Source organism: Rhizobium changzhiense (genome assembly GCF_013087625.1).
Lineage (GTDB): Bacteria > Pseudomonadota > Alphaproteobacteria > Rhizobiales > Rhizobiaceae > Rhizobium > Rhizobium sophorae.
Genome location: NZ_JABFCQ010000001.1, coordinates 299705 through 320068 on the forward strand (window position 1 = coordinate 299705; position 20364 = coordinate 320068).

Here is a 20364-nt window from a genome sequence, read left to right on the forward strand (position 1 = left end):
GAAACGACATGAAAGAACGCATTTACCTCTTCGACACGACGCTCCGGGACGGGCAGCAGACGCCCGGCATCGATTTCTCCGTCGAGGACAAGATTGCGATCGCCGCCATGCTGGACGAGTTCGGCATCGATTACGTCGAGGGCGGATATCCCGGCGCCAATCCGACGGATACGGCCTTCTTCAGCGAGAAGCGCACCAGCCAGGCCAGTTTCGTCGCCTTCGGCATGACGAAGCGGGCGGGCGTTTCGGTCTCCAACGATCCCGGCATTGCCGGGCTGCTGCAGGCAAAATCCGACGCCATCTGTTTCGTCGCCAAGAGCTGGGATTATCATGTCGCGGTGGCGCTTGGCTGCACCAACGAGGAAAACCTCGAAAGCATCGCCGAAAGCGTCAAGGCGGTGGTTGGCGCGGGCAAGGAGGCGATCGTCGATTGCGAGCATTTCTTCGACGGCTTCAAAGCCAATCCGGCCTATGCGCTCGCCTGCGCCAAGACGGCCTATGAGAGCGGCGCACGCTGGGTGGTGCTCTGCGACACCAATGGCGGCACGCAGCCCCCGGAGGTGCGGGCGATCGTCGAGGCGGTGATCGCCTCAGGCGTTCCCGGCCACTGTCTTGGCATCCATGCGCATAACGACACCGGCCAGGCGGTCGCCAATTCGCTTGCCGCGGTCGAAGCCGGCGTCAGACAGATCCAAGGCACGCTGAACGGCATCGGCGAGCGCTGCGGCAATGCCAATCTGGTGACGCTGATCCCGACGCTGGCGCTGAAGAGCGCCTACAACACACGTTTCGAAACGGCGATCGACGAGGAGCGGCTGCTTAACCTCACCCGGCTCTCGCATGCCTTCGACGAGTTGCTCAACCGCTCGCCCGACCACCAGATGCCCTATGTCGGCGCTTCCGCCTTCGCCACCAAGGCCGGCATCCATGCATCGGCGCTGCTCAAGGACCCGCGGACCTATGAACACGTGCCGCCGGAAACCGTCGGCAACTTCCGCAAGGTCATGGTCTCCGACCAGGGCGGCAAGGCGAACTTCATCAATGCGCTGAAACGGCGCGGCATCCAGGTCGCCAAGGACGATCCCAAGCTCGACCTGCTGATCTCCATCGTCAAGGAACGTGAATCCATCGGCTATGCCTATGAGGGCGCGGATGCGAGCTTCGAGCTGCTGGCGCGCCGCACGCTCGGCACGATCCCGGAATTCTTCACCATCGAAGGCTTCCGCGTGATGATCGAGCGCCGCTTCGACAGTCTCGGCCGCGTGAAGATTGTCTCGGAGGCGGTGGTCAAGATCACCATCGACGGCCAGACGCTGATGTCGGTTGCCGATGCCGAAGGCCCCGTCAACGCGCTCGACCTCGCGCTACGCAAGGATTTCGGCAAGTACCAGCACGAGATCGACGATCTGGTGCTCGCCGATTTCAAGGTGCGTATCCTCAATGGCGGCACGGAGGCGATCACCCGCGTGCTGATCGAATCCACCGACAGCGACGGTGTGCGCTGGTGGACGGTCGGCGTCTCGGAGAACATCATCGACGCTTCGTTCCAGGCGTTGATGGATTCCGTCATCTACAAGCTGATGAAGAACCGGCAGCTGGCGGGCAAGATCGCTGCGGAATAAACCTATTCCGCGGCTCGGCGGAGGGTCCCACCCCTCGCCAGAATACCATTCGCTTCCTTCGGACTCCGGCTTCCAACGCAGGGCGCCGGATCATTGCGTCGTCTCCCGCTTCAAATCCTCTCACCCTTCGTTCAACGAAATGAATTGGCCTATTCACGGCGCTTAAGCTAGGCCGGATCAGAAGAAGAACAAAGATGGAAACACCGATGTCGACCGATGCATCCGTTCCGTTGGCGAAGAACGAAGACAGTCCGCGCGGTTTCGCCTTTGCGCTGACGGCCTATCTGCTCTGGGGCTTCCTGCCGATCTACATGAAGGCGGTGGCGCATATCTCGCCGGCCGAGGTGATCGCCCATCGCATCGTCTGGTCACTGCCGCTGGCGGGCATCGTGCTGATAGTGCTCGGGCGCACGCAGGATATCCGCGCAGCGCTCAGTTCCCCGCGCATGCTGGCGATGGCGGCGCTGACGGCGTCGCTGATCACCGTCAACTGGGGCACCTATGTCTGGGCGATCGGCGCCGGCCATTCGCTCGATGCAGCACTCGGCTATTTCATCAATCCGCTGTTCAGCATCTTCCTCGGCGCGATGTTCCTCAAGGAAAAGCTGCAGCCGCTGCAGATCGCCGCGATCGCGCTTGCGGCGCTTGCCGTCGCCATTCTCGCTCTGGACAGCGGCGGCATCCCGTGGGTGGCGTTGACGCTGGCGGTCAGCTGGGGTTTCTACGCCCTGTTGCGCAAGACGCTGCCGCTCGGGCCGAACCAGGGCTTCTTCCTCGAAGTGCTGATCCTCAGCGGGCCGGCCCTTCTCTACATCCTCTATCTCGAATTCGGCGGCCAGGGCCACTTCTACCGCACCGGTCTTGCAGATACGACCCTGCTGCTCGGCTGCGGCGTCATCACCGCCGTGCCGCTGATGATTTATGCGAACGGCGCCAAGCTGCTGAAACTCTCGACGATCGGCATCATGCAGTATATCGCGCCCACGATGATCTTCCTGATCGCGGTCTTCGTCTTCCGCGAGCCATTCGGCACGGCGCGCATGATCGCCTTCCCGCTGATCTGGGCGGGGTTGTTCCTCTATAGCTGGTCGATGCTGAAGGGAAGCCGCGGGCGCTAGCTGCTCGGTCCCGCCATTTTATGAGCATTATTCCTTCGGAGCGGAGGCATCATGGCGGAGCGCATAGGCTCAAAGCCATGATACCAGCGCCACGCGAATAATGATTCCGGCCAGCGCACACAAGACGGCGACGCCTGCAACGGGTCGGAGCGCAGGTACTGAAGCGGTAAGAATGGAGATACCGGGAAGGTCGAGAGGGTTCAGCAGCAATGCGGAACTATGAATGATTTTCTCGGTTGGGAGGCTTAGCTCCTTGTGAATGTCGAATAACAGTGTGACGGCTGCGCTCGATCCTGCCAGGCACTTCGTCAGGAAGAACAGGACATCCTGTTGCGAAACGCCGAGCAACTGCAGCAGGGGCTGCGTAACGGACGTGAATGCTGAGAGTGCTCCTGTACTTTGGATTAGTCTTACTAGCGCAAGAGAGATCACGAGCACCGGCAGGACCGAGGAAATGACCCGAATGGCATCTGCGCCACCGCGATTTATCGCCGCGAGCAGGTCAAGCCTTGCGGCGACGTGGTAATCCGCTTTGTCATCGGAACAAATCTTTCCAGACACAGGACGGCGCCCAAGCATCCAATATGCAAGAGTGGACGCGACAAGCGCTCCGCAAATGCCGTTCAATATGATCAATGCGGGATCGACACCGAGACCGGCGAGCGGAAAGCTGGCATTTGCCGGCGCCGCCGCAAGCACTGCGGCGAGGGCGGCGGCCATAAATCTGTCCGATGTTTTTCTGTGCGCCATGAGCGACAGGGCCGCAATCGGGGCAGCCGAACTTACGAGGCTGAGCTGTAAGACCGCCAAGGCTCCCAAACCATCCAAGCCGAAAGACCTGAAGAGCGGATTGGCTCGGCCGGCGACCCATCGCAATGCGCTCATTCCTTCGAGGTAACGCATCAGCGAGAATGTCACGATCATCAGCGGCAGAAACGTAAATATCGCAATATCGACGGCACTGCGCCCAGCATCCAGGATAGCATTGATCAGAATCGTCATAGAACACGAGAGGATTTGACGGCCAGGCTGAAATTCTCGGCCGGCCTGATAGGAGAAGCGCGGCCCCCGGGGATGTCGGATCCCCGGGGCCCCTTGTCGTTCAATTCCTATTCCGGTTTGAAAGTCTCATCGAAGAAATCCGCAACTTCGGAATAAACCTGCATGCGGTTGCTTTCCATGAGGGCGAGGTGTGTCGTCTCTCCGATTTCGACCCATCGCCGGTAAGGGGTGCCGGTGAGTTGCTTGAAATAGGCCTGCGCCAGATCAAGCGGAACGTCGATGTCCCACTCGCCATGCAACAGCAGCACCGGAGAGCGGATCTCGCTCGGCTGATAGTAAGGATTTCCCGCTCTCCAATAGGTGCGGATGTCCTGGATGGGACCGTTGGTGGCTCGGAGTTTTCCTTGCTCCCTGTCAGCTTCCGAGGTCTCTTCTGAAAGCGTGAATTTTGCCCAAAGATCGAACCAGCCCTCGGGAACAAGACGTTCACGCGCGTATTCGGGTGCCGTGCTCAACCAACGAGCCAAGGCGGCGTGAACCGGAACAAGCCGATAGGAACCCAGGGGGCCGCCCTGGTCAATCGGGATGGGAATGTCGCTGAGCCATTGCGGCGCGAGCAGCGCGAGCTTGACAACCTTGTCCCCGTTGCGCGCGGCATATGCGCCCGCCACGGTACCACCCCACGACATTGCGAAGACGTTGACGGCCTTGAGACCGCGAAGTCGGAGGACGAAATCGACCGCCGTAGCGAAGTCCGCAACACCAGTGTCGGTGGCGACAAGTGGCGGGTTCAGATCGGGCTCCGCCAGCATTTCCGGCGGTCGGCCGGACTTTCCGTAGCCCCGGACATCAACCGCAAAGACGTCGAAGCCTTGATATGCAAGGAAGTCAATGAAGGAGATCCCGTTGAAAGGAACATCGTAAAGACTTCCGGATGAGAAGGTCGCCCCGTGCACCATCACGATGGTTCTCTCCGCGAGAAAGGCTTTATGGTCTTTCCTTATCTTGTTGCGGACATAGAGCTTGATGCCATCGGTTCCGCTATCGACGTAGTGCTCTTCGAATGCAATCTCGCCGGCGTGAAAACCTGAAAATGTGAGCTTGTTCTTAGACATAGGACCACCTGAATTTTTCGCCATCGCGGGTGACATATCCGGCAGACGAGCCGGGGAAATGCGTTGAGAAGTACATCGCGTGCTTGTCGGCTGTGAGTTCAAGTACGCGCCGTCTGGACTGGGCCGCCAGGTCCAAAAACTCGCAGAAGACCGTGTTGAAGTCCGGACGTTCCACCTGGATTGGGTGATGCATGACATCGCCTGCGAATATTGCCGATTCATTATCCGCTTCCAGCAAAACGGACATGTGGCCGATGCTGTGCCCGGGCGTCGGCAAGAAGGTGAAGCGATCCAGGAATGTGCCACCTTCCCTGTCGATGAAATCAGCAATCCCCGCGTCGATTACGGGCCATACGCTGTCTTCATAGACGCCGGAACTGGGAATATTGACGTCGTTGTGGCTGGCCGTTGACGAGTAGTATTCCTGCTCGACGCGCGGAAAGATGTAACGCGCATTCTTGAAAGTGGGGACCCATTTCCCATCCTGCAGCACGGTATTCCAGCCGGAATGATCGACGTGGAGATGGGTATTTATGACGAAGTCAACATCTTCCGGCGCAACACCTGCACGACGCAGTCTGTCGAGAAATGGAATGGTCTGATGATGAAAACCGGGGTTGCGAGGCCTTTCCTTGTCGTTACCCGAACCCGTATCAATCAGAATGACGTGATCGGGCGTCTTTACCAGCCAGGTGTGTATGCTGACGACAAGGGTGTCGCGGTCCTCGTCCATATCGATCCCGGCGAGCATGGGCCCGATCGCTTTGATCTCTTCAGATTTGGCGCTCGGGTAAAGAAACGAGGGCGGTACGTCGTGCAGGTACTGTTCCTGCACTTTCCTCACCGTAACGCCGGCAATATGATATTCCTTTCCAAGATCGCTCATGGAACTTCCTTTCAAATTGAACTGAACCGGGACAGCGCTGTCTGATGGCCATGGACAATAAGAAGAATTCGTGGAACGATCAAATCGATGAATGAGATTGTCTCCATCGATCATTTCAATTTGTGGTCCTTCGACCTGAACCTGCTTGTTGCGTTCGATGCGCTCATGAAGGAGCGGAGCGTGACGAAGGCTGCTGTTCGCCTGAAAATCCAGCAGCCTGCCATGAGCCACAATCTCGGAACTCTTCGGACATTGCTCCAGGACGAGCTCTTTGTGCGTGTCGGCCAGGTGATGCAGCCAACCCATCGAGCGCTACAGTTCGCGGAAGCCGTAGAGCAGATACTGAGCCGCACACAGCAAGCAATTGTAACTTCGACGACCTTCGAACCTGGTCGGGCGGAGCAGATATTCCGCATCGGTTTTTCCAGTGAGTTGGAGGTGTTGCTGGTGCCGCGTCTGGCGGCCATGCTGAACGAGACAGCCCCGGGTATCAAAGTGCTTGCCCGTTCGGTCGATCCGGAACTGGTTCACAAGCTTCTTGACGACACTGTCATCGATCTTGGCGTCGGCTGCTTTGATGACGGCAACAATAGACATCGGCGAAGCCTGCTATTCGAGCAGTCTCTGATGTGTTGCTACAATCCGAGGCTTGTTGAACTTCCCGAAATATTGGATCGTGACACCTATCTCGGGCTGAAGCATGCACTGGTTTCCCAAAAGGATGCCATCGAAGGCTGCATTGATACAGCCCTCAAGCGCATTAACGTGCATCTCGACGTGTCGGTGGCGGCTCCGGAATTTTTGACTGTGCTTACCGCTGTCCTGGAAGCGCCCTTGATCGCGACCCTGCCGAGCAGAATCGTGAAGCGGTATGCCGGCCTGTTTGGCTTGGCGGTCGCCGACGTTCCCCTCGATTTAACGGTAAGCCCGATATCGATGGTCTGGTCGGCGGCAAGCGACAATGATCCCGCCAACCGATGGATGCGATCTCAGGTGACGCAGCTTGTTTCGGCTTATAGCTGAATTCGCCTGCAATATAGCTTGACCGCGCCAGGGGCCCCCTGCCCCGCCTACATTTTCGAAATCACTTCGTCCTCGCCGTCACGATCGGCGGCGAGTTGGGCTGCCTGGGCCATGATCGCCGGAATAATGCCGGAGATCTCGTCGACGACGAGCGGCTGCACCCGGTGGGCGGTGTGCAGGAAGCCCTCTTCGGTCATATGGCGCATCAGTTCCATCATCGGATCCCAGAAACCGTTGACGTTGGCAAAGACCATCGGCTTCTCATGGCGGCCGAGCTGCGCCCAGGTCATGATCTCGACGATCTCCTCCAGCGTACCGATGCCGCCGGGCAGCGCCACGAAGGCATCGGAGCGCTCGAACATGGTGTGTTTGCGCGCATGCATGTCAGGGGTTACAATGAGTTCGTTGAGCTGACCGAGCGAGTGGCGAGTCGCTTCCATATCGATCAGGAATTCGGGAATGATGCCCGTGACCTGACCGCCGCCCGAAAGCACGCCGCTGGCAACCGCGCCCATGATGCCTTTGGTACCCCCGCCATAGACGAGGCGCAGGCCGTATTCGGCGATCTCTCTTCCGAGAGCACGCCCGGCCGCCATGTGGGAAGGATCGCGTCCCGGCCTGGAGCCGCAGTAAACGCAGATGGATCGAATCGATACAGATTGTTCGGTCATGAGGGCAAAACAACTATTCCATTTCAATGCAGTCAAGAAAATTGACTGAAAAGCAGCATGCCTAGCTTGCCTAATTGCTTTGAATGCTTGTGGAAAGCAACGGGAATCGCTAGCAATTTTGGGTATTACGGCAAATTGCCGCCTTGGGAGACATAATGATGAAGAACCGTGCCGGCTTGCTGGCCCTTGCAGTGCTCGCAATCGCAATCCTACTGATGGTGTTTGTCGTCATGCCGCGCATCGGCAGCGATGCAACCAAGGTCGGCGACGCCATCAACCAGGCGGGCACGGAGGTCAAGAACACGGTTAACGAGGCGGCAAAGACATCGCGCTCCGCCGTGGGCGACGCGGCTGCGGTCGCCGACCAGGTGGGTCGCCTTTCGGCCGATGCCGGCGTATCGCTCAGTGAGCTCAAGGCGCTGTTTGCCGACGGCAAAGGCCCGGCCATCGATGTCTTCACTGCCGCCAAGACCAAGGCCGTCAACGCGCTGACCGCGCTTGCCGATTTCACCATTCCCGAGGGCCTCGATCCCGCGACCCAGACCCTTGCCGCCAAGGCCAAGGACGGTGGCGCGAAGGCGCTCGCCATTGTCCGGTCGCTGCCCGAGAACATTGCCGATGCGCTTGCCGCGATCGCCAAGGCCGAGGTTGCGCTGACCGGTGCGCCGGACACCGCCCCTGGGGCGAATACGGCAGCGGAAAATACCGGCCCGAAGCTTCCGGCCTTCGACGTCTTGCGCGTCGAGCCCGACGGATCGACGGTGATTGCCGGTTCGGCCGAACCGAACGGCAAGCTCGAGGTGCTCGACGGCGAGAAGGTGGTGACGACGGCCAATGTCGATGCGAGCGGCGATTTTGCTGCCGTTCTCGACGATCCGCTTCCGGCCGGCGACCATCAGCTCGTGCTCAAGTTCACAGGCAAGGACGGCAAGAGCACGCTTTCCGAAGAAGTCGCGACCATTTCCGTGCCGAAAGACGGTAATGGCGCCAATCTGCTCGCCATGGTTTCCAAACCCGGCGCGGCGAGCCGCATCATCACCGCGCCGAAGGCCGGAACCGAAGTTGCCGATGCCTCCAATCCGATGGTGCCGCCTGCTGACAAGCCGGCAACCGGCGAGCTGGCTTTGCAGACGCCGAACCTCACCGACACCCCCTCCGGTGGCGCTGATACCGCGCCGGCCATTCCCGGCACCGCAGCACCGGATAATACGAATATGCCCGACGTGATGGTCAATGCCGTCGAGATCGAAGGCAACAAGATCTTCGTCGCCGGCACGACACGCGCCAACGCCAAGGTCATCGGTTATGCCGACGACAGCCTCATCGGCCAGGACACGGCCGGCTCCGACGGCCATTTCGTCATCGACGGCGTGGTGGCGCTTTCGGTCGGCGACCACAAGATCCGCGTCGATGTCGTCGATCCCGCAGGCAAGGTGATCGTGCGTGCGGCGGTGAATTTCAATCGCCCGGCCGGCGATCAGGTGAGGGTTGCCGCGCAATCGGCGCCCGCCGACGCGAACGGTGCTTCCTCGATGGTGCCGCTCGACGAAGGCGAGCTCGGCAAACTCAAAGCAGAAGTCGGCAAAGCCTTCGGGCTGCTGAAGGGGCTATTTGCCGATGGCAAGCTGCCCGGGGCCGAACAGCTTGCGGCGGCGCGCTCGGCAACGGAATTCGCGCTGCGCTCCGTCGCCGACTTCCGTCCGGCCGCCGATGCGCCTGATGTCTTCAAGCAATCGTCGGGTTCCTCCTCGCAGATCGCCGGCAATGCGCTGAAGCTGCTGCAAGGCTTGCCTGGGGATGCGAAGTCCGTCGGTGCCGCACTCGACAAGCTGGGCGGGATGATCGCCGAACTCACCGCTGCACCCGCGCCGGCAACGCCATCTGCAGACGATGTCGGAAGCAACCAGCCGAAGACGATCGAACAGGCGCCGCTGACGGCAAATAACGCGGCGGTCATCATTCGCCGCGGCGACACGCTGTGGCAGATCTCGCGCCGCACCTATGGCCTCGGCGTCCGTTACACGACGATCTATATCGCCAACGAGGACAAGATCATGAATCCCGATCGCATTCGCCCCGGTCAGATCTTCGGCCTGCCGAAGGATGTATTGCCGAATGCCGAAGAGCTGCACCGCAAGCGCATGTCCGGCCAGCATCTCTAAGCTGTAAAACAACACGACAAGGCCGGGCGGGATAAGCGCCCGGCCTTGTCGTTTCCTTACCCCAGCAATTGTTGTATTCGTCCGCCCGGCACCCTATCTGGCGGTGGCGGCTGCGGGTTGTGGGAAGCGCTTTCAGGCCCGTTCCGGTTCCGCGCTCTTGCCGACATCGAAGCGCCTCAATCGGGGCAAGCCCATCCGGGCTGGAGACAAGCATGGCAAACGGCAAGACAGTCTCGGAATCCAACCTGGCGCAGACGCTTCTCAACCTCTGGCCCTACATGTGGCCGGCCGGCCGGCCCGACTTGAAAATGCGCGTCGTCTGGGCCTCGGTTTACCTGCTGATCTCCAAATTCGTCCTGCTGCTCGTTCCCTATTTCTTCAAATGGTCGACCGATGCGCTGAACGGCAGGATGGATCTTGCCGGCTCAGTGCCGCCGCTGCTGGCCGGCGCCATCGCGCTGGTGATCGCCTATAACATCACCCGGCTGATCCAGCTCGGCCTCAACCAGCTGCGCGACGCGCTCTTTGCCAGTGTCGGACAACATGCGGTGCGCCAGCTCGCCTACCGGACCTTCGTGCACATGCACGAGCTGTCGCTGCGCTTCCATCTCGAGCGCAAGACCGGCGGGCTGTCGCGCATTATCGAGCGCGGCACCAAGGGTATCGAGACGATCGTGCGCTTCACGATCCTCAATTCGGTCCCGACCGTCATCGAATTCCTGCTGACGGCAGCGATCTTCTGGTGGGGCTACGGCTTCTCCTATCTCGCCGTCACCGCCTTCACCGTCTGGGCCTATATCTGGTTCACGATCCGCGCATCCGACTGGCGTATCGCCATCCGCCGGTCGATGAACGACAGCGATACCGACGCCAACACCAAGGCGATCGACTCTCTCCTCAATTTCGAGACCGTCAAATATTTCGGCAATGAGGAGATGGAGGCAAAGCGTTTCGACAAATCAATGGAACGATACGAGAAGGCGGCGACCGATGTCTGGACCTCGCTCGGCTGGCTGAATTTCGGCCAGGGCGTCATCTTCGGCATCGGCACGACCATCATGCTGGTGCTGTCGGCGCTGGCGGTGCAGCGCGGCGAGCAGACGGTCGGCGATTTCGTCTTCGTCAATTCGATGCTGCTGCAGCTTTCCGTACCGCTCAACTTCATCGGCTTCGTCTACCGCGAAATCCGCCAGGGACTGACCGACATCGAGCAGATGTTCGATTTGCTTGAGGTGCAAACCGAAGTCAAAGACGCGCCCGATGCGACCGAACTGCGGATCGGCCAGGGCGCGATCTCCTTCAAGGACGTGCATTTCGCCTATGATGCGGCCCGTCCGATCCTGAAAGGCATTTCCTTCGAAGTGCCGGCCGGCAAGACCGTCGCCGTCGTCGGTCCGTCGGGTGCAGGCAAATCGACGCTGTCGCGCCTGCTCTATCGTTTCTACGATATCCAGAGCGGCGCAATCACCGTCGACGGTCAGGATATCCGCACGGTGACGCAGAAGAGCCTGCGCTCGGTGATCGGCATGGTGCCGCAGGATACCGTGCTCTTCAACGACACGGTCGCCTACAACATCCGCTACGGTCGCACATCGGCCAGTGACGGCGAAGTCTTTGCCGCCGCCGAGGTGGCGCAGATCGCGCATTTCATCGAAACACTGCCCGAGGGTTTCGAAACCAAGGTCGGCGAGCGCGGGCTGAAGCTTTCGGGCGGCGAGAAGCAGCGGGTGGCGATCGCCCGCACCATCCTCAAGGCGCCACCGATCCTGATCCTCGATGAGGCGACGTCGGCGCTCGACACGACGACGGAACGGGAGATCCAGGAGGCACTCGACCTGGTTTCGAAAAACCGCACGACGCTGGTCATCGCCCACCGGCTTTCGACGGTGATCGGTGCCGATGAAATCATCGTGCTCAAAAGCGGCGAGATCGCCGAGCGCGGAACACATGCCGCCCTCCTCGAAAGGGACGGTCTTTATGCTTCGATGTGGAACCGCCAGCGCGAGGCGACACAGGCGGAGGAACATCTGAAGCAGGTGCGCGAAAGCGACGACCTCGGCGTGATAACGCGGCTTGCTCCGGCAAGCTGACAGGGTAAACCGACGCCGGCCGGCTTTTGTTGTTCAGAACCCCGGCGCGGGAACCAGGGCCGAGGCCACAGCATTGCCCCAGAGACGGTTTTTCGCTAACCAGCAAAAATGAAAACGCAAGGAGACCGGCAGCCATGAGCCTGTTCAACACGGTTCGCAACACGATCGTCCCCGTGCACAAGGAAGGTTATCCCTTCGTTGCCGCCTTTTTCGTCGCGTCGCTGGTCTTGGGCTGGATCTTCAAGCCGCTCTTCTGGATCGGCATGATCTTCACCCTCTGGTGCGCCTATTTCTTCCGTGATCCGGAGCGCGTGACCCCGCAGGACGACGATCTGGTGATCTCTCCCGCCGACGGCAAGGTCTCGGCGATCCAGATGGTGACCCCGCCGGCCGAGCTCAACCTCGGCTCCGAGCCGATGTTGCGCATCTCCGTCTTCATGAACGTCTTCAATTGCCACGTGAACCGGGCGCCGATGCGCGGGCGCATCGTCAGCATCAACTACCGCTCCGGCAGCTTCGTCAACGCCGAGCTCGACAAGGCGAGCGAAGACAATGAGCGCAACGGGCTGGTGATCGAAACCGGCCACGGCCAGATCGGCGTGGTGCAGATCGCCGGCCTGGTGGCGCGGCGCATCCTTTGCTGGGCGAACCCCAACGAGCCGGTGGATGCCGGCGAGCGCTTCGGACTGATCCGTTTCGGCTCGCGGCTCGATGTGTTCCTGCCCGCCGGTGCTGCGCCACGCGTCGCGCTTGGCCAGACGGCGGTTGCGGGAGAAACCGTGATCGCCGAATTCGCCTCCGCCAAGGGTCCCGTCATCAGCCGCCGCAGCTAGGAACGTCGATATGGAAACGCCCTTTCCGCCCTTCGAGCCCAATGGACCTGATGATTCCGCCCGCGGCCCGCGTCTGCGCGAAATCCCGCTCCGGCTCGTCTTTCCGAACCTGATCACCATTCTGGCGATCTGTGCCGGGCTGACCGGCATCCGGCTGGCTTTCGAGAACCGTTATGAGCTCGCCGTCGCCATGGTGCTGCTCGCCGCCTTTCTCGACGGCATCGACGGGCGCGTGGCGCGGCTGATGAAGGCGACTTCGAAGTTCGGGGCGCAGATGGATTCGCTTGCCGACATCGTCAATTTCGGTGTCGCACCCGCCCTCGTCGTCTATGTCTTCGCGCTCGACCAGGCGCGTTCGCTCGGCTGGATCGCCGCCCTGATCTATGCGATCGCCGCCGGGCTTCGCCTTGCCCGCTTCAATGTCATGGCCGAACGCGAGAACAAGGCGAGTTGGCAGTCGGAATATTTCGTCGGCGTGCCGGCGCCGGCCGGCGCCATGCTGGTGCTCTTGCCGGTCTATCTCGGCTTCCTTGGGCTGGCGACGGACCGCACCTTCGCCTATCTCTCGTCGATCTACACGGTGGTCATCGCCTTCCTGCTGATCAGCCGGCTACCGGTCTGGTCGGGAAAATCGGAAGGCAATCGCTTGCGGCGCGATCTCGTGCTGCCGATGATGCTCGGCGTCGTGCTCTATGTGGCTCTGCTGATGAGCTACACCTGGGAGGTGATGGTCTTCACCGTTGCCGCCTACCTCATATCGCTCCCCTTCGGCGCACGAAAATGGCGGCGGAAATACGGGACGCTGACGATCGAGGAACCCGGCATCGGCGACGACGATATCGGCCGGCATATCTGATCTCCGAACATTTCCGGACTTCTCCGAATGACGGAAATGCTTCTCTCCCTTCGTTGAGACCTATCCCCGGGAAAAGCATGCGCTTTCCCCGGAGAAAACTCTGCGCTTGTCCGAGTGAAAACTATTCCGTGCTTTTCCCCAGAAAACCGTGTTCTGACTTTTATTGGAACTGCTCTCTTCAGTAAGTATTAACCAACGTAGGCTTCAGTTAAGCCTCGCGAATTATGGTGGGCGTTTACAAATCCTGATAAGCTACGCCCCCGTTTTGTCGCTATTCGTGACGAAACATCAAACTATAAATTACCCAGGGAAGAACCACGTAAGGAGAGTATCGTGACTTCGAAGAAGAGCAGTACCGGCGAACAGCAGACGGCCAAGCCAGATCTCGCCGCCAACTATCGCCCCGTCGGCCTGAAGGCTGTTGCCGCAGCATCGCTGATGGCGAAGCATAAGCCGACCAGCGTCAAAAAATCCGCTTGAGGCGGAAGGCTTCAATTGGAATCATGCGTGCTTTCGGGTTACATGCGTTAGGCACCGCTGACGAAGTGAATGACGAGGCGATCGCCGGAAGTCTCCCGACAACGCTCTGGCGACATAAGCACAACCCGAAAAACCTGATGGACGAAGCGACGCATCGCCGCCGCTCATCTGAGACGTCGGCGCCGATCGGTCGCCGACCGGCCTGTAGCTATACGGATAGTGTTTAGAAGAAGCTGAGTTGGCCGTCGTCAGGCTTGTGCTTGTCGGGCGCCTTCAGCGGCTTTTCGACGACGACCGGCTCCTGCAGGTCGGGACCCATGTTGGCAACCTTGTTGACCTTGTCGGAGACCGGTACGGCCTCGAAGAAATCATCCTGAACCGGCTGCATCAGGTCGACCACCTCGCGCGGTTCCTGCGTCTTGCAATCGAGCCAGCGCGAAAAATCTTCGGGCTTGATGACGACAGGCATGCGATCATGGATCGCTGAAATGCCCGAATTGGCTGACGTCGTCAGGATCGCGCCGGTATCGACCTCGGAGCCGTCGGCCGAGGACCATGTCTCCATCAGCCCGGCAAAGGAGATCACTCCACCTTGGCGCGGCCTGATCCAGTAAGCCTGCGGCTTCTCGCCGCTTTCCTTCGACGGGCGATGCCATTCATAGAAACCGGAGGCCGGAATGAGCACGCGGCGATGACGCATGGCGGCGCGGAAAGAGGCCTTGCCAATCGCGGTTTCGGAGCGCGCATTGATCAGCAGCGGGAAATCTCTCGGATCCTTGACCCAGCCCGGCGTGAGGCCCCAGCGCACGAGCACGGCGCGCCGGTCGGCCAAGTTGCTGCCCTGCTCTCTGCCCTCGCCTGATATGACGACGAGGATCGGCTGCGTCGGCGCGATGTTGTAGCGCGCCGGAAAATCGTCGAGATCGAGACCGGAGAAGACGTCGCTCAGGTCGACGCTGGAGACTGTCAGGGCGAAACGTCCACACATCGGTCTGTCTTTGCACCCGGCACGTATCCGGTCAAGACGCCTCAGCCTCTCGGCGCGAAGAGGATAAGGCTGGCGCCGGCAAGGCAGATTAGCGCACCGCCGATATCGTAACGATCAGGCACGCGGGCTTCGACCAGCCAGAGCCAGAGCAGCGAGGCGAGGATATAAATGCCGCCATAGGCCGCGAAGGTACGGCCGGCAGCTTCGCTCGGCACCAGCGTCAGAAGCCACGCGAAAAGCGCCAAGGAGACTATGCCCGGCGCCAGCCACCAGATGGGCTTTTCGAGCTTCAGCCATGCCCAGAAGGCAAAGCAGCCGGCGATCTCGAAGAGGGCGGCAAAGGCAAAGATGATGTAGGTCACGGAAGCACCTTTCGAATCCCCGTCGCACTATTCATCCGATAAGATAAACCATCACAGCAACAGAGCAGCCTCCGATGATCTCTACCGCCAAACCCGGCTCCGCCGCCATTCTCGAACGCGACGGACGATTCCTTCTGGTGTTGCGGCGCAACCCGCCTTCCGCCGATATGTATGCCTTTCCCGGCGGGCGGGCCGAGCCCGGTGAAACACCGGAGCAAACGGCATTACGCGAACTCCATGAAGAGACCGGCATTTCGGCACGCAATCCGAGGCTGTTTTCGACCTACGACCTGAAGACGCATGCGGCCGACGGCAGCGTCAACAGCCATTTCCTGCTGTCGGTCTTTCGCGTCGATGCGGATCGAGATGCCGTGGCGGAAGCCGCCGACGATGCGGCCGCCCTCGGCTGGTACACTGTGGAGGAAATCCGGCAATTGCCCGTGCCACAGAGCGTGCTCGAATGCGCAGAGCGGCTTTCGGGCGGCGAATAGACGTGGAAATTTTAAAGCACGCCTTGTTGCCGTCATGCTGAGCGTATCAACTGTGAGCATGATTCCCGTTCGACGCGTCTTTCTGTCCCTGCTCGTGCTCGCCGGCCCCACGATGGCGCAGGGCAAGAATACGCCGCCTCCACAGGAGGAGGAGATTGCACCGCCGATCGTGAGCGTGCCCTATGACGACAAGCTGGCGCGGTTCGCCGAGGTGCTGGGTTCGGTGCATTATTTAAGAACACTCTGCAAGGCGGCGGGTGGCGACGAGTGGCGAAACGGCATGCAGCAGCTGCTCGATTCGGAGACCGGCAACGAGCCGCAGCGCAAGGAAAAGCTGACGGCGGCCTTCAATCGCGGCTATCGCGCCTTCGCCTCGGTCTATACGGATTGCACCCCGGCGGCCATCGTGGCAGAAGAGCGCTACCGTAACGAAGGTGCAACACTTGCCACAGAAATTACCTCGCGCTTTGGAAATTGACGTTTAATTAACCTGTTTTCGCAAGCGGACGTGTCGTTTTGGGAAAAGGCTGTTAGTGTTGTTAACTGTGCAGTAAGACATGAGAAGTTCTGAGGAAAAGACAATGGAAGCAAGCCTCAACGACATCGACGACATGATCGTCCACGAAAAGATGCAGGCAGCTCTGGAGTACCAGAACGAGGCTTGGGCCGACGGCATGGCCGACGGGATCGAGCCTGAAATCATCGCTGATGCTGCCATTGCACATGCGCTGCGCGAGACGATCAGATTGCATGGGGAAAAGAGCGCCGAAGCCCTGCTCGATTCGCTGCGTGAGCGCATGCTTGCCGGCGAATTCTCCGCGAACCGCACCCTGCAATAATTTATCAGAGAGTTTGATGCACACCGGTAAAGAGAAAGTTTCGCGAATTTCGCTCGCGCCGGTGCTGCTTGCGTTCAGCCTCGCCGCCGGCAATATTTTCCTTGCGCCGGCAGCCTACGCGCTTTCCGAACTGCACAAGATCCCCGGCCAGGCGGCCAATGAGGCGCCGCCCGCACAGGGAAGCGCTCAGGGACAGAGCCAGCCGCAGGGCGGGACCACTCCCGGTGTTCCCATGGCCGATCCGCTGGTCAACAACCAGAACAATCAGGGTGTCGACAAGACGCCGGGCGCTCAGGACAATTCCAAGCCCGCCGAGGTGATCTACGACATCAGCAAGGTGCCAGAGCCGGTTCGCAAGATGCGCGAGCAGATCGTCGAGGCGGCTGCCTCTGGCGATCTCGAGCGGCTGCGGCCGCTGATGGGCGCCGGCGCCGACCAAACGCAGGTGACTGTGGGCGAACCGACCGACGATCCGATCGGCACGCTGAAGGATTTGTCGGGTGATCCCGATGGCGACGAGATCCTTGCCATCATGCTCGACATCATCTCGACCGGCTTCGTGCATGTCGGCCAGGGCACAGCAGACGACATGTATGTCTGGCCCTATTTTGCCGAGAAGGACCTGAAGTCGCTGACACCGCCGGAGCGCGTCGAGTTGCTGCGCATCGTCACGGCCGGCGATCTCTCCGACATGCAGGAATTCGGCGGATATAATTTCTATCGCCTCGGCATTACGCCTGAGGGTAAATGGAAATTCTTCACAGCGGGCGATTGATGCCTGTCTCGCCTGCGCTTTTCACGTTTCGCATGGCGCTTGCGATCCACCTCGTGAAGACATACCTCTGAGCGATGACCAACGCGACAGGTTCCGCCATGCCAGCCGTATTCCTAAAAGACCGCTCCTTGCTCTTCGTCAGCGGCGCGGAGGCCCAATCCTTCCTGCAGAACCTGATCACCACCGATATCACTGCGCTCGGGGCCGACGAGGCGCGGCCCGGGGCATTGCTGACGCCGCAGGGCAAGATCCTGTTCGACTTCATGATCTGGCAGGACGGCGAAGGTTACATGATCGAGACCGATGCCGGCCAGCGCGACGGCCTGCTGAAGCGGCTGACGATGTACAAGCTGCGCGCCGCCGTCACAGTTGCGCCAAGCACCGAAGAGGGTGTCACCGTTTCCTGGGGCGAGGATGCCGAGGGCAGCCAAGGCGCCCGAGACAGTCGCTTCGCCAAGGCGGGCGTCACGCTGACCCGCCGGGCAGGGAGACACGGAGATGGTGCAGAGGCGCTCTACGACGCGCTGCGCATCAGCCACGGCATCGTCGCATCAGGATCTGACTTCGCCCTGCAGGACGCCTTCCCGCATGACGTGCTGATGGATTTCAACGGCGGCCTCTCCTTCAGGAAAGGCTGCTATGTCGGGCAGGAGGTCGTCTCGCGCATGCAGCATCGCGGCACTGCGCGCCGGCGCGTCGTGACGGTGTCCGCCGCAACGGATCTGCCGGGGACCGGGACGGAGATTACCGCCGCGGGCAAGCCGGTCGGAACGCTCGGTTCGGTCGACGGCGGCAATGGACTTGCGATCGTGCGCATCGACCGCGCCAGCGCCGCGATGGCGGCAGGCACGCCGCTGCTGGCCGGCGAAACGCCTGTTTCTCTTGCCCTGCCGGTATGGTCCGGTCTCGTCTTTCCCGCCAGCGCCGACGAGGCCAGCGCGTGACAACGACGAAAGCTCCGCGTGCCTGGCAACGCATGCTGTCCGGGCGCAGGCTCGACCTGCTCGACCCTTCGCCGCTCGATGTCGAACTGATCGACATCGCCCATGGGCTTGCGCGCGTGGCCCGCTGGAACGGCCAGACCTCCGGCGATCATGCCTTTTCGGTGGCCCAGCACAGTCTCGTCGTCGAGGATATCTTCCGCCGCTTCAACGACGCGCGGCCGCAGGAGTGCCTGATGGCGCTGCTGCACGATGCACCCGAATATGTGATCGGCGACATGATCTCGCCGTTCAAATCGGTGGTCGGCGGCGGCTACAAGACGGTGGAAAAGCGGCTGGAGGCTGCCGTGCATCTGCGCTTCGGCCTGCCGCCGCATCCCTCGCGCGATCTCAAGGACCGGATCAAAAAAGCCGACACGATCGCCGCCTATTTCGAAGCGACCGTGCTTGCCGGTTTCACACCCGCCGAGGCACAGAAATTCTTCGGCCAGCCGCGCGGCATCAGCAAGGACATGCTGATGATCGAGCCCCTGCCCGCGATCGAAGCGCAGCGGTTGTTCTGCGAGCGCTTCGCGGCGATCGAGGTCGAACGGGAGATGGTGTCGTGACCTTCATCGTCGTCTCGCCGCTGTCGCGCATCGCAGAAATGGCAGTGCGGCACAAGGCGCGTGACATGATCAGCCTGATCGCCAAGGAGCAAGCCTTTCACCGGCCGGGCGTGATCGCGGCCGAGCGCCATCTGACACTTGGTATGAACGATATCACCTTCAAAGGCACCGGCGATCTCGTGGCGCCTGGCGAGACGCATGTACGCGGGATTATCGACTTTGCCGCCTCGTGGCGGCAGGAGACGCCGCTGCTTATCCATTGCTGGATGGGCGTGTCGCGATCGCCGGCCGCAGCGCTCATTGCCGCGCTGTCGCTGGCACCCGATCAGAGCGAGGAAACGCTTGCCGGCCGGCTGCGGGCCGCCTCGCCTTTCGCAACGCCGAATGCCCGGCTGATCGAGATCGGTGACGCGCTGCTTAACCGCGGCGGCCGGCTTGTCGCGGCGGTGCGGGCAATCGGACGCGGTGCCGATGCCGACGGCAATGCGCCCTTCGTGCTTGCGATCCGAGACGCCGCCTGCGGTTGACGCTCCCGCCAGCCGCTCCATCTAGCCCCCGACCACGAACAACCGACAGGGCCAGATCATGGAACAACAGGCAGCCGATGTCCTCCTCGCCACGCGAACGGCACTCAGCCAGGCAAGCGCACTTGCCGTGCAATATTCCTTCTCCGTCCTCGGAGCGGTGATCCTGCTCGTCCTTGGCTGGACACTCGCCGGTTTTGCCAGCCGCTGGGCTTATGAAGGCCTGTCGCGCGTTCATGGCATCGACGAGACATTGGCGCGATTCTTCACCAATGTGCTGCGCTATGCGCTGCTCATCCTGGTGTTCATCACCGTGCTCGGTCAATTCGGCGTCCAGACCGCCTCGATCATCGCCGCCCTCGGCGCGGCGGGCCTGGCGATCGGACTGGCGCTGCAAGGGACGCTGCAGAATATTGCCGCCGGCATCATGCTGTTGATCCTCAGGCCGTTCCGCGTCGGCGAATATATCGAGACCAGCAGCGTGGCGGGCACGGTGCGTGAAATCGGATTGTTTGCAACCGAACTCAGAACTGGCGACGGGCTCTACCGGTTGGCGCCGAATTCGACGCTCTGGAACACGCCGATTACCAATTTCAGCCGCGAGCCCACGCGGCGGGACGAGCTGAAAATCAGTGTCGCCCCTGAGGACGACATCGATCTGGCGATGGAGAGGCTGATGGGCCTTGCCAAAGCTGATTCCAGAGTGCTGACGTCACCGGCACCCAGCGTCTTCATCGATAGCCTCGGTGACAGTGCGATCTCCGTAACGCTGCGCTATTGGGCAAAGACCGGCGATTGGTGGCTTGTCAGCCGTGACATGGTGAAGCGCGTGAAACTCGCCTTCGACGAGAATCCTGCCGCTGTGGCGAATGCTTCAGATGCCGCGCCGTCAAAAAAGTCCAATGGCGGGGCAACCGCCGAAAGACCGACGCAGACGCGGCAGTAAGACATTGCAGCGCCGCGGACCTTTTAAGACCA

Annotated in this window: 22 protein-coding genes; 16 read left to right on the forward strand and 6 right to left on the reverse strand. The window is 60.8% G+C overall.

Annotation, left to right across the window (positions count from 1 at the left end):
* Positions 1 to 8 precede the first annotated feature (8 nt).
* On the forward strand, positions 9 to 1622 hold the full coding sequence (gene cimA, locus G9X68_RS01500) for a citramalate synthase (RefSeq protein WP_171600990.1): 1614 nt from the start codon (positions 9 to 11) through the stop codon (positions 1620 to 1622).
* Between the two features lie 206 nt (positions 1623 to 1828).
* Positions 1829 to 2740, forward strand: coding sequence for an EamA family transporter RarD (gene rarD / locus G9X68_RS01505; RefSeq protein ID WP_171600991.1), 912 nt, complete (start codon positions 1829 to 1831; stop codon positions 2738 to 2740).
* A 69-nt stretch (positions 2741 to 2809) separates the two neighbouring features.
* Here the strand turns inward: rarD and G9X68_RS01510 are convergent, their stop codons facing one another.
* From G9X68_RS01510 to G9X68_RS01520, 3 genes are all read right to left on the reverse strand, one after another.
* Positions 2810 to 3742, reverse strand: a complete 933-nt coding sequence (locus tag G9X68_RS01510) for a hypothetical protein (RefSeq protein ID WP_168316236.1) — start codon at positions 3740 to 3742, stop codon at positions 2810 to 2812.
* Positions 3743 to 3849: 107 nt separating this feature from the next.
* Complete coding sequence (locus G9X68_RS01515; RefSeq protein WP_168316235.1) at positions 3850 to 4857, reverse strand: alpha/beta hydrolase; 1008 nt, start codon at positions 4855 to 4857, stop codon at positions 3850 to 3852.
* Complete coding sequence (locus G9X68_RS01520) at positions 4850 to 5743, reverse strand: MBL fold metallo-hydrolase (protein WP_171600992.1); 894 nt, start codon at positions 5741 to 5743, stop codon at positions 4850 to 4852. Before G9X68_RS01520 ends, G9X68_RS01515 begins: the two co-directional genes overlap by 8 nt.
* An 87-nt stretch (positions 5744 to 5830) precedes the next feature.
* On the opposite strand from G9X68_RS01520, the gene G9X68_RS01525 reads away from it, so the two are divergent.
* Positions 5831 to 6766: a LysR family transcriptional regulator gene (locus tag G9X68_RS01525; RefSeq protein ID WP_171600993.1), complete on the forward strand. Its 936-nt coding sequence runs from the start codon at positions 5831 to 5833 to the stop codon at positions 6764 to 6766.
* A gap of 47 nt (positions 6767 to 6813) precedes the next feature.
* Here G9X68_RS01525 and G9X68_RS01530 read toward each other — a convergent pair whose 3' ends face one another.
* On the reverse strand, positions 6814 to 7437 hold the full coding sequence (locus G9X68_RS01530; RefSeq protein ID WP_003558142.1) for an LOG family protein: 624 nt from the start codon (positions 7435 to 7437) through the stop codon (positions 6814 to 6816).
* Between the two features lie 155 nt (positions 7438 to 7592).
* On the opposite strand from G9X68_RS01530, the gene G9X68_RS01535 reads away from it, so the two are divergent.
* The 5 genes from G9X68_RS01535 to G9X68_RS01555 all read left to right on the forward strand — a co-directional run bounded on the left by G9X68_RS01535 (position 7593) and on the right by G9X68_RS01555 (position 13858).
* Positions 7593 to 9599, forward strand: a complete 2007-nt coding sequence (locus G9X68_RS01535; protein WP_171600994.1) for a LysM peptidoglycan-binding domain-containing protein — start codon at positions 7593 to 7595, stop codon at positions 9597 to 9599.
* Between the two features lie 212 nt (positions 9600 to 9811).
* On the forward strand, positions 9812 to 11689 hold the full coding sequence (locus G9X68_RS01540) for an ABCB family ABC transporter ATP-binding protein/permease (protein WP_171600995.1): 1878 nt from the start codon (positions 9812 to 9814) through the stop codon (positions 11687 to 11689).
* A gap of 29 nt (positions 11690 to 11718) precedes the next feature.
* Positions 11719 to 12522, forward strand: a complete 804-nt coding sequence (locus tag G9X68_RS01545) for a phosphatidylserine decarboxylase (RefSeq protein WP_264257558.1) — start codon at positions 11719 to 11721, stop codon at positions 12520 to 12522.
* Positions 12523 to 12532: 10 nt separating this feature from the next.
* The gene (gene pssA / locus G9X68_RS01550; protein WP_171376506.1) at positions 12533 to 13378 is read left to right on the forward strand and encodes a CDP-diacylglycerol--serine O-phosphatidyltransferase; all 846 of its coding nucleotides are present in this window, start codon (positions 12533 to 12535) and stop codon (positions 13376 to 13378) included.
* A gap of 333 nt (positions 13379 to 13711) precedes the next feature.
* Positions 13712 to 13858 carry a hypothetical protein gene (locus G9X68_RS01555; RefSeq protein WP_168309772.1) on the forward strand — a complete coding sequence of 49 codons (147 nt, stop codon included), beginning with the start codon at positions 13712 to 13714 and terminating at the stop codon, positions 13856 to 13858.
* A 223-nt stretch (positions 13859 to 14081) separates the two neighbouring features.
* Here G9X68_RS01555 and G9X68_RS01560 read toward each other — a convergent pair whose 3' ends face one another.
* On the reverse strand, positions 14082 to 14846 hold the full coding sequence (locus G9X68_RS01560) for an SOS response-associated peptidase (RefSeq protein ID WP_171600997.1): 765 nt from the start codon (positions 14844 to 14846) through the stop codon (positions 14082 to 14084).
* Between the two features lie 41 nt (positions 14847 to 14887).
* A complete protein-coding gene (locus tag G9X68_RS01565; protein WP_171600998.1) occupies positions 14888 to 15208 on the reverse strand; it encodes a YnfA family protein in 321 nt (106 codons plus the stop codon).
* A 74-nt stretch (positions 15209 to 15282) separates the two neighbouring features.
* Here G9X68_RS01565 and G9X68_RS01570 point away from each other — a divergent pair, with 74 nt between their 5' ends.
* The 8 genes from G9X68_RS01570 to G9X68_RS01605 all read left to right on the forward strand — a co-directional run bounded on the left by G9X68_RS01570 (position 15283) and on the right by G9X68_RS01605 (position 20332).
* Positions 15283 to 15699 (forward strand): NUDIX hydrolase, encoded by a 417-nt coding sequence (locus G9X68_RS01570; RefSeq protein WP_171600999.1) that lies wholly within the window; start codon positions 15283 to 15285, stop codon positions 15697 to 15699.
* A 34-nt stretch (positions 15700 to 15733) separates the two neighbouring features.
* On the forward strand, positions 15734 to 16177 hold the full coding sequence (locus tag G9X68_RS01575; protein WP_011651218.1) for a TIGR02301 family protein: 444 nt from the start codon (positions 15734 to 15736) through the stop codon (positions 16175 to 16177).
* 103 nt (positions 16178 to 16280) lie between these two features.
* On the forward strand, positions 16281 to 16538 hold the full coding sequence (locus G9X68_RS01580) for a hypothetical protein (RefSeq protein WP_003546972.1): 258 nt from the start codon (positions 16281 to 16283) through the stop codon (positions 16536 to 16538).
* A 16-nt stretch (positions 16539 to 16554) separates the two neighbouring features.
* Complete coding sequence (locus G9X68_RS01585; protein ID WP_171601000.1) at positions 16555 to 17313, forward strand: hypothetical protein; 759 nt, start codon at positions 16555 to 16557, stop codon at positions 17311 to 17313.
* Positions 17314 to 17411: 98 nt separating this feature from the next.
* Positions 17412 to 18257, forward strand: a complete 846-nt coding sequence (gene ygfZ, locus G9X68_RS01590) for a CAF17-like 4Fe-4S cluster assembly/insertion protein YgfZ (RefSeq protein WP_171601001.1) — start codon at positions 17412 to 17414, stop codon at positions 18255 to 18257.
* Positions 18254 to 18862: an HD domain-containing protein gene (locus tag G9X68_RS01595; protein WP_029872987.1), complete on the forward strand. Its 609-nt coding sequence runs from the start codon at positions 18254 to 18256 to the stop codon at positions 18860 to 18862. The genes ygfZ and G9X68_RS01595 overlap by 4 nt, the downstream gene beginning before the upstream one ends.
* Positions 18859 to 19389: a protein tyrosine phosphatase gene (locus G9X68_RS01600; RefSeq protein ID WP_171601002.1), complete on the forward strand. Its 531-nt coding sequence runs from the start codon at positions 18859 to 18861 to the stop codon at positions 19387 to 19389. The genes G9X68_RS01595 and G9X68_RS01600 overlap by 4 nt, the downstream gene beginning before the upstream one ends.
* Positions 19390 to 19447: 58 nt before the next feature.
* Complete coding sequence (locus G9X68_RS01605; protein ID WP_171601003.1) at positions 19448 to 20332, forward strand: mechanosensitive ion channel family protein; 885 nt, start codon at positions 19448 to 19450, stop codon at positions 20330 to 20332.
* Positions 20333 to 20364: the final 32 nt, after the last annotated feature.